Annotated in this window: 8 protein-coding genes; all 8 read left to right on the top strand. The window is 43.4% G+C overall.

Annotated elements, in window-relative coordinates; genetic code table 11:
* Positions 1-267 precede the first annotated feature (267 nt).
* Entirely contained in the window at positions 268-2,676 is a 2,409-nt protein-coding gene (locus F4694_RS28835; protein ID WP_179603369.1) for a pectate lyase family protein, read from the top strand.
* 422 nt (positions 2,677-3,098) lie between these two features.
* Entirely contained in the window at positions 3,099-6,599 is a 3,501-nt protein-coding gene (locus F4694_RS28830) for an InlB B-repeat-containing protein (protein WP_179603368.1), read from the top strand.
* Between the two features lie 411 nt (positions 6,600-7,010).
* Positions 7,011-8,054: a P-loop NTPase family protein gene (locus F4694_RS28825; protein WP_179603367.1), complete on the top strand. Its 1,044-nt coding sequence runs from the start codon at positions 7,011-7,013 to the stop codon at positions 8,052-8,054.
* A gap of 895 nt (positions 8,055-8,949) precedes the next feature.
* Positions 8,950-10,293: a 3' terminal RNA ribose 2'-O-methyltransferase Hen1 gene (locus tag F4694_RS28820; RefSeq protein WP_179603366.1), complete on the top strand. Its 1,344-nt coding sequence runs from the start codon at positions 8,950-8,952 to the stop codon at positions 10,291-10,293.
* The gene (locus tag F4694_RS28815; protein WP_179603365.1) at positions 10,293-12,893 is read left to right on the top strand and encodes a polynucleotide kinase-phosphatase; all 2,601 of its coding nucleotides are present in this window, start codon (positions 10,293-10,295) and stop codon (positions 12,891-12,893) included. Before F4694_RS28820 ends, F4694_RS28815 begins: the two co-directional genes overlap by 1 nt.
* Before the next feature lie 106 nt (positions 12,894-12,999).
* Entirely contained in the window at positions 13,000-14,265 is a 1,266-nt protein-coding gene (locus F4694_RS28810) for a glycosyl hydrolase family 18 protein (protein WP_179603364.1), read from the top strand.
* Between the two features lie 162 nt (positions 14,266-14,427).
* Positions 14,428-15,885 carry a D-alanyl-D-alanine carboxypeptidase/D-alanyl-D-alanine endopeptidase gene (gene dacB / locus F4694_RS28805; protein WP_218895881.1) on the top strand — a complete coding sequence of 486 codons (1,458 nt, stop codon included), beginning with the start codon at positions 14,428-14,430 and terminating at the stop codon, positions 15,883-15,885.
* Positions 15,886-16,261: 376 nt separating this feature from the next.
* Positions 16,262-17,692: a purine-cytosine permease family protein gene (locus tag F4694_RS28800; RefSeq protein WP_179603363.1), complete on the top strand. Its 1,431-nt coding sequence runs from the start codon at positions 16,262-16,264 to the stop codon at positions 17,690-17,692.
* The last annotated feature ends 23 nt before the right edge of the window (positions 17,693-17,715 follow it).

Raw genomic sequence — 17,715 nt, 5'->3', positions numbered from 1 at the left:
AATAAATCATTTTAGTGAAAGCGATTTAACAGATTGTTTAATAAATGGGAAAATTCGCATAATATCTTAAAATTTTAACCAAACATATTAAAATCTTTAATATATCCAAGAAACCGTTTTCATTAGAATTAATCAAGAAAGGAGGAAATCAGATTGATATTTCAAGGGGAGTTACTGAAACTTCGACCGGAAGCAAAAGGGTCAAAAAAAGAAGATACCAGGGGGTTATTTCCTTGGTGTGAACGGAGTAAGGGGAGGAGTATCAAAATGTTTTATTCAAGAGTAAAAAAAGGAATCGGTATCGTATTAGTGACGATGTTGGCGTTTTCATCATTCGAGTACGTGCCGATTTTCTCAAATGATTCGCCGGTGTCGGCAGCTTCTAATGAAATAGTTACCACAGAAGCCGGGACCTGGTTTGAGACCGCTTTTGCGACTTGGACAGGAAGCACTGATGCAGACTATGAAGTTTATATCAAAGGAGAAAACATCGTCGATTGGCGCGATGGCAGCCTGATCGAAGACTTCTTAACAGACTGGACGTTAGTTAATGACGAAGAAAACAAACTGCTGGTTCGTGTAGTAGACAAAGCCCGCGGCACCTGGCGCGTGGATATTCCCGGCCTACCTAAAGGCGAATATGAAATTCAGATTCGGGACAGAGAAGGAAAAGTCCTTGAAACGTTTTCCAATTTGGAAACGCGCTCGTTCCCACGTAATGGAGCTGCGTTTGTTCCGTCTAATGAAAATGAATTTGTAGGAAATCATGAGTTTGCTTTAGATGGAGCCGTAGGTGGTTATCTGCCTGATGGACGCGTAAATCCTGAAGCAAAAATCATCTATGTCACCGAAAAAAATAAAGAAACAACTTTCTGGGGAAATGCAGTATTGCAAACAGACAGAGGAGATATTCCAAATAAACGTACGCCGTTAATCGTTCGTTTCGTAGGGACTGTTACCGGTGATGACCGCTTAGTCGGTGCAGGTAACGGAAATATCACCTTTGAAGGTATCGGTCCGGATGCATTACTTTATGGGTGGGGTATTCGTACCGGGGGCGCCCACAATATTGTCATCCGCAACCTGAACTTCGATTATTGGCCAAATGACGCCATTGAACTTAATGGTCAAAACACAACCACAAGAGCTTCAAATTATTGGGTGCACAACAACAACTTTGGTTATGGCCAAAATCTGTACCTTGCTAATGCGGCCGATCCGGACCAAGCGAAAGGCGACGGCGCAGTTGATGTCACCAACCACGCAAGAAACTACACCATTGCCTACAACCACTTCAACGGCAGCAGTAAAGTAATGCTGATTGGTGGCGGTACCAGCTCAATCAGCGCGCACTATGGAACCATCGATCATAACTGGTTCGAAGGCTCTGAAGAAAGAACACCACGGGTGCGCAATGGTCGCGTTCACGTCTTCAACAACCTATTCGAAGACGTTCAAGGACATCCATATCATAATACTCTCTTTGAACGTAACACTGGTTATGGAATCGGTGCTGCCCATAATGCCAACGTTTGGGCAGAAGGGAATATTTTCGACCATGTCAACTTCCCATTCCTGAGAAGCCGTCAAGGACACGCAAGAGGCTTCCAATCCAACGATTTCGGATCTGACTTGCCATCAGGAACTCCAAATGCCGGATATAATCACTTCTTCGGTGATGCCCCAGGATTTATCGTTTCTTATGAAGCTGTGACGGAAGGGGATTTCCCTGAAACCTTAGAAGGCTTTAGAACCCTTAACGATGTCATGCCTGGCATTACCCAAGAAGACCTTGATGCCCTCAGAGAAGCTGCTCTGAACCTTCAACCGAATGTTTTTGACGAAAGCTCTGCAAAAAACTTTAATGTAAAAGAAGATGTGGGAATCGTCGTTGCCCATGATTCGACCACTACTAATCCAAATATGTCAACAAGTCCGGCTGCGCAATTGGATTGGAAGTTCAGACCTAGTGAAGAAGGTGTTTGGCCAACAGGTACAGCGGAACAATCCCAGGCTTTAAGAACTGAAATTGAATCTTATTCCGGTGCCCAACATGCTGCGAAAGTACAAGAGGCGCCAACAACTCCTGTAATTTCAAGTGTTGTCATTAATGATGAAGTACGTTCTGCGGTGGGACAATTTATTGAAGCGCCAGGTAAAATAGTTGTCCATGAAAATACCTTCACCGTCAACTGGGTGAATAAAGATGTATTGACAGAAAAATATGAAATTCAATGGGATCAAGGCTCTAATGAGTGGACAACCCTTAAGACAGTTAAAGCCAATGGCCGTCCAACAAGCTTCATTACCCAGGATATCGACCAGTTTGCCAATCTAAGATCCATTCTTGCCGAGGCTGAAGAAGGAGGCGCATATTCATTTAGAGTCCGCGCCCTCAACTCTGCCGGTGCGAGTGAATGGTCGGATGTTTATCTGGTAGGCGAGTTGAGAGTAGTGGATGCTGCGACTTCAGCAGTGGTCAATAAACTAAACTCTAATCAAAATGAGCTGACTGTGACAGTAACAGAAACCTATCAAAATCGCACAACTCATGAAATTACTGATATATTCACCATCAAAAACAATGCGGAAGGCACTTATACTGTCGGCGACTACAAAGTCTTCGTCAACACAAAAGGAAACACACAAGTCCGCGCGTGCTATATCGTAGAGTAAGTCCAATTGGAAACCGCTAAGACGAAGGTGCAAAACCAACTTTAACCCAACCGGCGCCGCCAATCTACCCGAAGCAGCGGTGCCATAAGGGAGGAGAGCATTAGAGGGTGTGAAGGGCAGCTTTCAAATATAAAGGTTCTATTGTAACTGAAAGTGTTTGAAAAATAAACGGAGAAATTCCGCTTAAATTGGGAAATACCCATATTTCATTAAAAATAAAGGGAGTTTTTCCGCCTATAGGGTCCAAATCTTTGATTATTGTCCTTTATAGTGAAGTTAAGCGGAGAAGCTCCTCTTATTTCTGCTTTTTAAGCCTCTAAATATCCATTAGGAGGAATTTCTCCGCTTATGTTCTATACCTACGAAAATCAACAATGAAAGATAACAGAGCTAATATAAAAAAGAGAAGGAGTGTATGCCTGATGGCAGTAAAAAGAGCAGTCAGTATTCTGACCAGCGTTCTGCTTGTGCTCAACATGTTCATGACAATCGCGTTTGCCGCGGAAGGCAATGACGTAGCTACCCCGGCAGGCACTGGGTTTGATCAAGAAGAAATCAACCAATTGGAAATCGCTAAGATGGAACTCCAGAACAAGGTAACCACATTGAAGGAGGCCAAGCCGGACAACACTACCACGGTTGCCCAGCTGCAATCGCAGATGGCCGCAGTAAAAGCACTGGCGAACGGTTTGGAAACTGCCAAAGAAGATTCGTCTGAGGAAAAGGCTGCGGCACAAGAAGCGCGTACTGCCTTAGAAGCGGCGAACGACCTCATCAACAACTTAACCGGCGAGGTAAGCGGCGAATCCCTGTTGGTAACGTTTGACACCGACGGCGGCAGCGCAGTCGATCCTCAGCACGTGTACGCCGGCGACACGCTCGAGGTTCCGGAGCGTCCTAAAAAAGACGGTTTGGTATTTGTGGGCTGGTACACGGATAAAACCACCAGCGTCCATATGTGGGACTTTTTGAACAACAAGGTCGTCGGATTGATGACGCTGTACGCAAAGTGGGTCCAGGTGGACGAGAAGCATCGTCTGCTGAATGCCTACGCCTCGGCTGAAGAGCTTGAAAACCCTTACGTCGCAAAGACGCTGCAGACCTTGGGAACGCTGTCCGAAAATCAACGTGAGCTGGCACTGCCCGAGGGCACGACTGTGTACGTAGTCCCCGGCGTGTACTGGACGGATTTGACGTATAAGGAAGGCGGCGTGATTGCAGGTCCGAATATCGGCCTTAGCATTTTGGGCGAAAACATCTCTTTCCTCGGCCTTACTGAGGATGCTACAGACGCGATCATCAGTGGCAACCGAGGCGAGGGGGGCGAGACCGGCTTAGGCGCAAACGGCAGCTGGTATTCACTTGGCATATCCTCGGGCTTCCACAGCGAGAACATCACCATTGCAAATTACGCGCAGGAGGATTTGGTTTATCCGCGAGATCCGTCGCAAAATATGAAAAAGCGTTTAGACTCCAAAAATCATGCCGAGGTTTTAACAAGGGCTAACGGCACGGGTGCGCCAGATAAGCTGTACTTTAAAAACACGCGGTTCGTCGGCTATTTGAACATGATGCTTGGACTTGCGCCCACACGTGCGTATTTCAAAGACAGCTTTTTCCAATTAACCGACGACTCTATTTTCGCCGGCGGTGTCAATGTGTACGAGAACTGTACCTTCCACTTCTTCGGCAACCATCCGTCCGTCAACGGTGCCGGTAATGGGGGCGTCAGCGTCCTTTTGGGCAGCAAAGTCATCGGCATGCCGCAAATGACCAGTACAGATGTTTATCTTGCCAAGCAGTCGAGCGCAATCGGCCCTAACGCGAACGGGATCTTCGCCATCATCGATACCCAGTTCACTGGCCGGATCGAATCTGTCGAGTGGGAAAACGTGGTGCGCGAGGACTCCCGCCACTTTGTGTCGAACAACACAATCGGTGAGGAAAAAAAGCCGCTCGTAATCAGCCCATCACAGCCGCAAACCTCTGTCACGCTTACTGGAAACGCCCTCAATGCTTTTAAAGTTGGCGAGGAATACAACGTGTATAACCTCTTAAAGGGGAATGACGGTTGGGACCCTAAAGGCCAGTACAACGCTGAGTGGGAACCTTACGCCCACCTTCCGTATCGATTCTTAATCGAAGCAAAGGGCAAAACCATGTATTCCGACAAAACGGACAATACCAACAGGGCCGTTTTGACACCCGCCCCGGCTCCAGCGGATTCTGTTGACGTGAAAAATACCGTTTGGTCGTACGATACGAATCTGTTGAACGGCACCGTTGACGCAGCGACTGGAGTCATTACGCTGACTGCCAAGCCCAACAATACCGGCGCGATCGTTAAGACGATTGTGACGGGCACGCTTCCGAGCGGTATCTCAGCCGGCGCGACGCTGTATATCCGCCCGACGGCTGTCCCCGCACCTGTAGTTACGACACCCGCAATTGATATCAGCGAGAACCTTGCGACGCTTAGCTATACGCTGGACCAGCTCGGATACAAGGATACCTCCGTGATCGAATGGTACCACGAGACAGGTCCCGATACTACAAACGGCATTCATATCGGGACGATGCGCAACGACACTAACGAATTCTTTGTAGACGAACCATATAAAAAATACGCTCTTAATAAGTACGATGTAGGTTACTACCTGCGCGCCGTTATCACACCGAAGTATGAGTTCAGCTCCACCGGCGCACCCATCACGGTATACACCAAGCGTGCGGTCACGGCGGCCGATGTAACGGAAAAGTCGTTGTATACCGACTTTAAGAATTTGTATTTTATCAATGAAGACCATACCACCACGAAGAACAGATGGTTTTTTGACCGTGTGAGCGGTACAGCAGTCCCGTGGGGATGGGGGATTGGAACCAACGGCACGGATAAGATTTGGGGACTTCAGAACAATTCCGGCGGTACGAACACCAGATTCGTGTTCGGTCAAACCGGCAACTACAGCGACATGTCGATGGTCCTGAACTACTCCTCCAGTAAGGTAGAGGGTCAGGGCTTCGGCGGGAACGGCAACTTCATGGATATCTATGTAAAATACGATCCAGCGACCCGCGTGGGGTATGGCCTGCGCGTAGAACGTACCGCTGCGGGCGGCTCTAACGCAACGATCTGGACGCTGTATAAATATGATGGCACCAATCAGACTCCGTTGAGCCAGCCACTTAGGACAGCTGCGTTTATGCCGAAGAGCACCATGACCGTTTCTGTAACGGGCAGAACCCTTCGCGTACAGGCCTCGACGCTGTCCAAGAAGACGCCGTTGCAAATCCAACAAAATCTTCCCAATTCGGTCGACCTCTCGTGGACGGATGAAACCGGCGATTTGGGTAACAACAATTTTGGTGGCTTCGGCATTCGCATTAACAACTCTGGCAACTCCTCTTACGACTACGCCGGCAGCGGTATGACAACCAATAACACCGTCATGCTACACAACGTGAGAGTAGACGCCACCGATAGAGATCACGTTGTGACGTTCAATACAAACGGTGGTTCTGAGATTGCTTCTCTGGTTGTGGGTGAGGGCGGCAAAATTGAAAAGCCCGAAGACCCGACCAAGGCCGGCTTCCTGTTTGACGGCTGGTTCAGCGACTCCAAGCTTGAAACACCATGGAACTTCGACATGCCTGTCACCAACGACATGACGTTGTACGCCGGTTGGAAAGAGATTGTTGTGCTTTCGGCAACTCCGTCGGCCTCGGTCGAGCAGCTGTCCGGCAACAAGAACAACCTAACTATCAAAATCTCCGAGGAGCTGTCCGACGGCAACACGAACGTCATCAGCGAGACTTTCAGCATCAGCAATAACGCGGCCGACACCTATGAGGTTGGAGCCTACAAGGTCTACGTCGACACCAAGGGCAACACGCAAATCCGTGAGTGCTACATCATGGAGTAACAACAATCCGTTCCACAATAGCAAAAGCGTAGGCAACTTGCAGTAAGCACCCAAACACTATACGAGAGGACGGCTGTAAGGCCGTCCTCGTCACTTGTCAGGACGGAGCGTGTTCAAAATACATGCCCTGTTCTTTTTTTATATCAACGTTTTGCATTAACATAACCTCATGATACGTAAGAATTTCAAGATATAAAAACGGAACTTTACCTCAACTTACGGAATCTTTTCGGTACCAAACAAAGACCCCCAAACTAATTAGCAAAACCCTTATCCTGTTGTGATTCAAAACTGTAATTCTTTCTTTTTCTTTTTATTACGTTTAAAGTTAAAAAAATTACTCTTAAGCGTAACTTATTGTTGCGTCTTAGAGTAACATAATTTACTATATAAAGTAAGGAGGTGAAAATAATGGAAAATATAAGATTGAATGTTCCATTGTTGCGAAGAAGGGTGCCCAATCTTACCAGTGCTGCAAAGGAAGTGGGTTTACGGCCTGCAACCGTTTCAAACCTATGCACTGGGAAAATTCCTGTAGGACGCTCTGAAGTACGTACGATCGTAGCTTTAGCAGAATTAGCACAATGTAGTCTAGATGAATTGATTTTAAGAGGGGAGAATGTAGAGATGATTGAAACGAAAATTAAAACTTTAGATTTGTTTGCGCCAATTGTAAAGGGAGGCACCATTGGGCTTGTTGCTCGACCAGGTATGGGTCAGTTGGTTGTGTTAGCAGAATTATTTTACCGTTTTAAGAGAGAGGGTTTTGCAACCGTATTATTAAAACCAGAAAACGATCACCCAGAGTTAGCGGAAATTCTAGAAGATACAGAGATTGTTGCTGAGTCAATTGAAAAGGCTTTCGAAGAGATGTCAGTGGTAGGTAAAACTAAAGAGATTATTTTTGTTGCTGACCGTTCACATGTTTTAACAGGGGAAATCTACGAGCTTCAAGAAAAATTACAAGATGTCGATATCAAGTCCGTTACAACCTTTTTACTAGATTTAAAAGGGGCCTCAGTGGATGAAGACCTGCCATATGGACCGCTTGAAACATTATGGCAGTTTGATATGGACTTAGCAGCAAGACATCGATTCCCAGCGGTAAACCCAATCTACTCTACATCTTCCGTATTGGAAGGCGCTCACCTAGATCAAAACCACCATACCATCCAACAAAAAGCGCAAAAACTATTACGCCGCTACCGTGAACTACGTTCCCTCGTAAATGTAAAGGGGATTAACGGTATCCCTGCTTCAGAAATTGAGACGTATCATCGAGGCGAACGTTTAGAGGCATATTTGACACAGCCATTCTATGTTGCTGAAGACTTTACGGGTATTAAAGGAGCGGAAGTTAGTCTCAAGGATACATTAAATGACGTTAAGAAAATTTTGGATGGTGCCGTAGATTCCAAGGATATCTCCTCATTGAATTTCATCGGTACGATATAAATCAGTGGGTTTGGAGTGACCGAGATTTGAAATATAATGGGGTTTCGGTCATTGCAGGAGATCTGGAGTGACCGAAACGCAAATTGAAAAGGGGTTTCGGTCGTTGCAGGAGGTCTGGAGTGACCGAAATGGAATATGAAAAGTGGTTTCGGTCAATGCAGGTAGTCTGGAGTGACCGAAATGCAAATTGAAAAGGGGTTTCGGTCGTTGCAGGAGGTCTGGAGTGACCGAAATGCAAATTGAAAAGGGGTTTGGGGTAATGCAGGTAGTCTGGAGTGACCCGAACGTAAATTGAAAAGGGGTTTCGGTCGTTGCAGGAGGTCTGGAGTGACCGAAATGGAATATGAAAAGTGGTTTCGGTCAATGCAGGTAGTCTGGAGTGACCGAAATGCAAATTGAAAAGGGGTTTCGGTCGTTGCAGGAGGTCTGGAGTGACCGAAATGCAAATTGAAAAGGGGTTTGGGTTAATGCAGGTAGTCTGGAGTGACCCGAACGTAAATTGAAAAGGGGTTTCGGTCGTTGCAGGAGGTCTGGAGTGACCGAAACGTAAATTGAAAAGGGGTTTGGGTCAATGCAGGTAATCAATCTGGAGTGACCCGGACGTAAATTGAAAAGGGTTTCGGTCAATGCAGGAGGTCTGGAATGACCGAAATGTAAATTGAAAAGTGGTTTCGGTCAATGCAGGTGGTCTGGAATGACCGAAATGTAAAATAAAGACCTTGCACGGTCATTGCACATAATATAAAGCTCATCAAAATTTCTTTTTTACAAGAGAGGGACGTAACCTAATACAGGTACGTCTCTTAAACTTTTATCTACAATCATTTCTAAAATATCCATTACAATGAAATGATAATAGAGAGTAAAAAGTAAAGAAGAAAGTGAAGTGTAATGTATGCAGCTATCATTAACGGTAAGGGGATCGGGGGCAGATGTAGTCTCTTATCTTATCGCAAAGAACCCGAATAACCCGTATGAGCGTGATGAGAAAGGCTTCAAGGTTCGGCTCGTCTATCCTATTTTTACAAAAGATGAAGTTCAGTTTTTGATTTATGTAAAGCCCGACCCGATTGATTTAGTGCGAAACTCCTCAGACTTATTTGATATCACTCATTACATAAATGACCGCGAGTTCGCCGTCAGCAGCCTTTTTATCACCACCATCCGCAAGGCTCTAGGTACTGCTTTAAATGGAAAGCCAGATGAAGAATACCTGAAATGGGTAGGACACGAATTCGATATGGAGTTGGCATTTGGTCCAGTGGCAACGGATTTACAGGATGAAGAGATTGCTGATTTGTTTGAACCTATTGGGTACAAGGTGGAAATTGAGCGTGGAGTCAGCACGATTCAGGAAAAGAGCTCAGCTCGATTTGTCACACTATCTGGCAGCCAGAGCATTCAGAATGCATTAAAGCATGTATCCATACTGATACCTGTGATTGATAACTATAAGCATTATTTTTTAGATGAAAGAGAAATTGAGAAACTCGATCGATACGGTGAAGGGTGGCTGGAAAACCATCCCCTAAAACAGCTGATTGTAAAACGGGCACTTCGTTTTAACGCGCTTATATCTCAATCAAAATATTACGAAAAGAAGCCGCACATCCGTAATCAGGATGAGAGCCAAAAAGTAAGGTTAAATGATCTTCGTTATGAACACATAGTAAACTATATAACAACGCTGCCCCACAAACAAACAATTGTGGACCTAGGTGCTGGGGAAGGCCGTCTCTCAGTCCAGCTTGGTTTTATAGAAGGCGTTCACGAAATTCTATCAATAGAGCCTTCGAATAAAGCACGAATTAAGGCGATGGAACGATTTGAGCAAGTAATGAAGACAATAGGATATGTGAAGCCACAATCCATGCCAGGTTCATTGTTTTATTATGATAGCCGTTTACAAAACATAGATATCATCATTTTATGTGAAGTGATTGAACATATTGAGGAAGACAGGCTGTCAAAAATTTTTGATATTATCTTAAATGATTATCGTCCCAAGACGCTGATTGTGACAACGCCAAATCAGGAATACAATGTGCTCTATGAGATGGAAGAGGAATTGCGTCATGATGACCATCGTTTTGAATGGACGAGAGAACAATTTGCAGAGAATGTGAAAGAATGGTCTCAAAACTGTCCTTATCAAGTCAATATACAAGGGATTGGTGAAGACCATCCAACATTTGGTCAGCCCACGCAAATGGCTATTTTTCGAAGGGAGGAGGAATAATGACAACTATTCATTTACCACCTGCAGGAATTGTCCTGTTAGTCGGACCCTCTAATACCGGGAAAACAACATTATTAAATCAATTCATACAAGAAGAGCAGATTCAACCATCTGAAGTAGTCAGCTCTGATCAATTTCGCGTTCTAGTCAGCGATATTGAATTTATCAGCTGGAACGGGCGTCCCAAAGACGAAAGCGACGCATTATTTTATGAATACCAGCAAATATCTGGTGCCGCATTCGAGGCCATGGATTACGTTATTTCAAAACGATGCAAACTCAATAAGTTAACGTTTATCGACGCAACCCATTTACGAGAGGAAGAACATGAAAAATATCTGCAGATGGGGAAGGAATATCATGTGCCTGTGATTGCGTTGGTCTTGAATATTTCAGAAACGGAATTGATGAGACGGGATATGGAGCGAGCTTTACCTCGGGGAAGAAATCGCATCAAGCAGCAGTATCAACATTTTAAAAATACACTTCGGTTCATAAAAAAGAAGCCATATCGCCGTGTTTATATGCTTGGAGAAGAGGAAATTCAAGTAGTAAATGTAAGTAGACTAGAAAATCCATTATATATTGATGTTGGAACTGGAATCGATTTCATCGGGGATATTCACGGCTGTTTGGATGAATTCCTTGAAATGCTTAACAAACTTGGATACAAGGAAAACGATGAAGGGTATTTCATCCACCCAGAAGGAAGGAAAATTCTTTCATTAGGTGATGTATTGAGCCGGGGACCAAGGTCCATCGAAACACTTCAATTCTTCCAAAAGCATGTTCCAGCAGGACTTGCCTATATGATTGACAGTAATCACGGCTGGAAAATAGCCCGCTGGCTCGATGGGAAAAATGTAAAAATGGCACATGGTGATGAAAATGTTGCTGCTGAATTTGAAGAATATGAGCGTAATTTCGGTAGTGAGACTGCCGAGAAGTTAAAGGAACAAATAAAAGAGTTACTCTTACAAGCGAAATCTCACTATATTATTCGAAAAAATGGGGTTAATGCTGTTGTAGCTGTTCATGCTGGAATCAAGGACTATTATATCGGAAAGCAGTCGCCCCGTATTTCTGATTTTTGCCGCTATGGTGATAGTGAGGGGCTTGATGAGAGTGGTAAGCCGATCCGAAAAGACTGGACCGTTTCCCATAAATCAAGTGAACTCATACTTTGGGGACATGATCCAAAGCCACAACCTTTGTTGGTTAATAACACTTTAAATATTGATCAAGGAGTGGTTTTCGGCGGCAGTTTAACGGCATACCGTTATCCTGAAAAACAATTTGTTTCGGTCAAGGCGAAACAGGATTATGCGAATGTACCTGACAATCCATTGAAGGAATGGGAACGGAAGAGACTGGCAGCACCGAATATCATGAAATTCTTAGAAGGGTATTCGGTATTAACGGAACAGTACGGCGAGATTAGGATTTATGATGATGGTGTGAAACCGGCTTTAGATGACTTATCTCATTTCACCTTGCCGCTTGAAGACATCGTGTACCTCCCTCCTACGATGAGTCCGACTCCAAAACCGTCTGGTCTGGAAGAATACCTTGAGCACCCACAAGAGGCGTTCGAATACTATCAAGCAAATGGTGTCGATAAGATGGTTGTCGAAAAGAAACATATGGGCAGCAGGGGAATTTTGTTTTTATTTAAAAATCAAGAAATTGCCAAGGAGTATGTTGGCAGAGAAATGTTAGGAACCATTTATACCCGGACAGGGAGGGCATTTTTTCAAAAAGAGCTGCAAGAAAAAGTTGTCAGTGCCCTGAATCAGGATTTAGTGAAGAGTGGTTATTTCGAGAAATACAATACGGACTTCGTATTACTTGACGCAGAAATTCTTCCTTGGAATTTGAAGGCGAAAGACCTGATTTTAAACCAATATGCACATGTAGGGGAAATGGCTCTGCTTGACCGTTATAAATTAAAGAATTCACTGCAGCAGGCTCTGGATAGTGGGAAGGATGTTTTAAGTTGGGTTCAAGAAAATGATGCAGGAATCGATAATGCCAAAGTGTTTAATGACGTGTATCAGAAATACTGTTGGGAAACAGAAGGAATGGAAGGAATTCAAATCGCACCATTCCATACATTGGCACACAGCTCAGAAACATTTTTTGATAAGCCGCATACATGGCATATGGAGAAAAATAAAGAATTCAGCGGGATTTCGCGTTTGTTTTTAGAAACAGAATACCGAATTGTTAGTGATGAACCGTCGATGAAAGCGGCGATTAAATGGTGGGAAGAAATGACGGAGGATGGTCATGAAGGATTTGTGGTGAAACCAGAATCTTATATTACACGCCACAAAGGCAAACTTCTGCAGCCTGCGATAAAAGTCAGAGGCCGCAAGTATTTGCATATCATCTATGGGATTGATTATCTGCTTCCTGAAAATTTAACTCGATTAAAAAAACGGAATGCAGGCAAGAAGCAGCGCAATGCTTTAAAGGAATTCTCTCTTGGTGTCGAAGCTGTGAATCGATTCGTCAAGAGAGAGTCATTGGAACGTGTTCATGAATGCGTGTTAGGAATACTGGCATTAGAAGCGGAACCAATTGATCCAAGATTATAGGTTATGGAAGAACGAACTGGCTGGTCCCAGTTCGTTTTTTTGATATAAAGAGCCATATTCTAAGCGGTTTTCCCATATGATGTAGGTAAAAAGGAGTGTGAGTGGTATGAGTGTACATGTGGTGGGAGTGGGAGAGAGTCTGTGGCAAATTTCAAATAGATATAGCGTTCCTATCCAAACGATTGTCGAGCTAAATGGACTCCCGTCTGCCAGCGGGCTTGTACCAGGTCTTGCCTTGTACATTCCGGACAGCCAACTGCCAATCCGCTCCTATCAAATAAAATCGGGTGATCAAATTCGGGAACTAGCCCAGAGGTATAGAACGGACATTTCGTCGATTTTAGATGCCAATCCCGGCATAAATCCGAATGAACTTTCCGTTGGTCAAATGATTCATATTCCTTCACCGATAAAATTAAGAATAGCCACATTAGGGTTTATAGTGCCATACGGCGGGAGTGCCGTTCTTTCTTTACTAGATTCACATGCTGGACAATTAACGTATTTGGCGGTGGTAGCGTATTCGTTTACATCCGAGGGGTATGCCTACAACCTGATTGAGGATTCAGCCATAGTGACGCGGAGTAAGCAATTGAACATTACACCGCTATTGATGATTCGTAATTTTACAGGAGTTGATTTTAGCCCTGAGCTTGTAGGTAATGTCCTAGCCAATCTGGTTTACCGCAGGAATTTGGTACACAGCATTGTGAATTTGACCAGGCAGAGAGGGTTTGGCGGGGTTAGTATCGACTTTGAATTTATTCCGCCGCCCCAACGAAATGACTTTAATGAATTTTTAAGAGAATTAAAGAATGCTTTGGGGGAGTTGATACTTCATGTTAATGTCCATGCGAAAACAGAAGATATTCCAACGAACCGCATTATTGGAGCATACGATTATGCTGCCATCGGGAGCATTGCCGATATTGTTGCGGTGATGACCATTGATTATGGATATCCAGGCGGGCCACCGGATCCAATTGCTCCTATTTGGTGGATCGAGCAGGTCGTTCAATATTCCCTCACTCAAATGAATCCTCGGAAACTACAAATTGCGATAGCCCTTTATGGCTATGACAAGGTGGTGGGGACAAACGCTACCAGAGCGATGTCAGTTGTTTCAGCCCAAAACCAAGCGATTTCAACTGGATCGCCGATTCAATTCGACGAGCGCTCCATGTCCCCCTGGTATCGGCATTGGAGTACAGGGGTGGAACATGTTGTTTGGTTTGAAGATAGTAGAAGTTTTATAGCAAAATACCGGTTAATTGATGTTTACCAGTTGTCAGGGACCACTTTTTGGCAGATAAGCTTGCCAGCGCCGCAGAATTGGGCTTATTTGAGCAGGAATATTGTAGTGTTGAAATAAGGTGAATTATCTTTTGGTGCCATCGTCGTATATTTTGATTAACGCTGATATAGGGTACAGAAACGCCGTTATCGAAAAATATTACTAAATTTTCTCTGAGAAGAGGAGAAATTTAGTTTTTTGGGAAGACTTTATGAAAAAAGAGAAAGTTGGAAAAGAATTTTGCTGAAACGATTGAATTTGATCATTTTACTATGTTTCTTAGCTACAATACTGCCACAAACACAACCAGTCTTTGCAGTGGACAATTTGGGACAGCAATTAAATCAACTTTTAAATGAGGACCCCGATTTACAGGGGGCAATTGCGGGTGTAAGTATACGGAATGCCACAAACGGTGAAGTGATTTTTGACCACTTTGGAGATGTCCGTCTGCGCCCTGCTTCAAATATGAAGCTTTTCACAGCGGCAGCTGCATTATCGGTGCTAGGGGAAAACTATACCTTCAAAACAGAAGTACTCACGGACGGGATCATAAAAAACAAAACCCTGCAAGGGAATCTGTATTTAAAAGGAAAGGGCGACCCTACTCTTCTAAAGGAAGACTTTGATAAGATGGCAGGCGAACTTAAAACAATGGGGATCCAAAAAATAACCGGTCATTTAATTGGTGATGATACCTGGTATGATGATGTCCGCTATTCGGTCGATCTGCCATGGAGTGATGAGCAAACCTACTATGGTGCACAGATTTCCGCCTTAACGGCTTCACCGACCCATGACTATGATTCGGGTTCGGTAATGATTGAAGTCAAACCGGGCAATCATGAAGGTGATAAGGCCGGTATAACAGTACTGCCAAAAACAGACTTTGTAAAAATCATCAATCAAACGGAAACGGTTGCTAAGGATAGAAAAAAGAAATTAACCTATGAAAGAGCGCACGCCAAAAACACGATTACGATAACGGGAACTTTGCCTGTTACTTCAAAAGGTGAAAAGGAATGGATGGGTGTTTGGGAACCGACCCGGTATGCGTTAGCACTTTTTAAACAATCACTAATAGAACAAGGCATTCAACTTTCAGGAAAAGTAAAAACTGGAACCGCTCCAACACAAGCCAAAACTGTACATACTCATAATTCGATAAAACTTGCTGATTTACTTGTTCCGTTTATGAAACTGAGTAACAACGGGCATGCTGAAACCTTAGTAAAAGAAATGGGAAGAGTGGTAAAAGGGGAAGGAAGTTGGGAAAAGGGTATTGAGGTCATGGAAGCAGAGTTAGCTAAATTTGGAATTAACACGGAAACATTGGTACTACGGGATGGTTCCGGAATTTCACATGTCAATTTAGTCCCGGCAGCGCAGCTATCTCACTTATTAGTTGCCGTCCAGCAGCAATCGTGGTTTCCTGCTTTTCTTCATTCCCTGCCGGTTGCAGGAGTAAGTGGAAAAATGGAAGGCGGCAGCTTACGAAGTCGGATGAAAGGTCCGGATGTTAAAGGAAAGGTATTCGCAAAAACCGGCACTATTTCTACGGTAAGTACTTTATCAGGGTATATTACTACGAAAAGCGGGCAAACCATGATATTTTCTATTATGTTAAATAATCTAGTGGATGAAGCAAAAGGGAAGAAAATTGAGGATAAACTGATTTCAATTATAGCGAGTCATTGATGGGTTGTTTCTATCGATTCAACCTCTATTTGGATAGAGGTCCCATAAAAACCACTTGATTGAAAGTGGTTTTTTTTATTCATGTAACAAAGGTGATTTTTATACAAAAAAATGTATAAAGATATTTAGTTAATCGAAATAAGTTGTGGTTTTTAAAGGATTTTTTATACCTATTTTCGATAATAATTTGATTATGTCAACTAACTGTGTATATAATAGAATATATGAAATGGAAATTTGCTGAAGAAACAGTAGCTAATTTCCAAAAAAAAAACACATTCTGTTGCCCTCTAAACTAGCATTCAGTCGTGATAGAGGATAGATGAATGTGAAAATTACTTTTGGGAAAAGGGGACAGAAATGAAAGGATGATTGCATGAGTTTAGACCAAACAACAGGTATCCAAGAAGAAGCGAAAGATGATTATTCATTTGAACAGGTTCCAGAAGAAAAACGGAATATGGGATGGTTTAGTGTCACCAATATTACTTTTGGGATTGCGACAGCCATTTTTTATTTTCAAACGGGTAGTGTAATGGCCCTTCAGTTTGGTGCGACAAACGCTATCATTTCAGCGATTTATGCTATTATTATTGCCGGTGTATTAGGTACTGTCATTGCTTATTTATCGGCAAAGTCAGGAATGAATGTCAATCTCATGTCTAGGCAAGGGTTTGGTTATATAGGCGCCTCTTTAACTTCCTTAATTTACGCATCGAACTTTATCATGTATTGTGCATTTGAAGGGATGATTCTCGTAGCGGCAATACATGCATATTTCCCCGCAATTCCATTATGGCTGCTAATTGTTGTATTCGGTTCAATTGTTATTCCATTGAATTGGTTTGGTATTAAACAATTGGATAAGCTGCAGAAATGGTCGTTGCCGATTTTTGGCATTTTTTTAATTCTCACGATTATCGTTGCTTACAAAACACCATCAAATTTTGCCGGTAGTTTTTGGACATACTTACCAGAGGGTGTACAAACAGGTGGAACCGCCTTACTGTTGTGTATTGGTATGCAGCACGGGATTATGGGCTTAACCGCTCTTATCGCGTCAGACTATGCGCGCTTCCTAAAGCCAAAGGATATTAAAATTGGCTCTATTATGATTGGGTTTATTCCCCAAATTTTCTGCTTTGGTGTAATGGGGTTACTAGGAATATGGTTTGGTGTCCGTTTAGCTGAATCTAATCCTGGGGTATACATTGTCACACTTATTGGTCTAGGCGGAGTAGTATTTACGATGTTGACACAAATAAGAATCAATGTCACAAATATTTACAGTGCATCCCTTTCATTATCCAATTTCTTTGAGAATGTATTTCATTTCAAACCAAGTCGACGTTTTTGGGTTGTTGTCTCAGGTGTACTATCGATTGCGTTAATGTTAGGTGGGATTCTTGATTATTTAGGCAGTGCGATGACATTCCAAGGAGTCCTATTGATGGCATGGGCAGCTATTTTAGTTACAGATGCCTTAGTCGTAAAAAAATTATTGAAAATTGTACCGGTAGAATATGAAGCAAGACAAGAAAAATTATACAAATGGAATCCAGTTGGCGTTATCCCGTTAATTGTGTCAAGTGTTCTTGGAACCATTGCAGCTTTAGGGTATATGGGAACGTTCTTACAAAATACAGCCACTTTCTTTGCGGCCATTTTAGCTTCCCTTCTTACGGTACTCATTGCCGTTTATACAAAAGGTAAATATTACAGCAAAAGTGAATCTAAAATCATCATGAATAGGAAAACAAAGCATAAAAGTATTTCAGTAAAAGAATCAACGGTGGAGCAGGTTTAATAGAAATGTTTAGCGTATTGCCC

Source organism: Neobacillus driksii (assembly GCF_013409995.1).
In the GTDB taxonomy this organism is placed as follows: domain Bacteria; phylum Bacillota; class Bacilli; order Bacillales; family Cytobacillaceae; genus Neobacillus; species Neobacillus driksii.
This window is presented reverse-complemented; position numbering and strand designations above follow the sequence as displayed.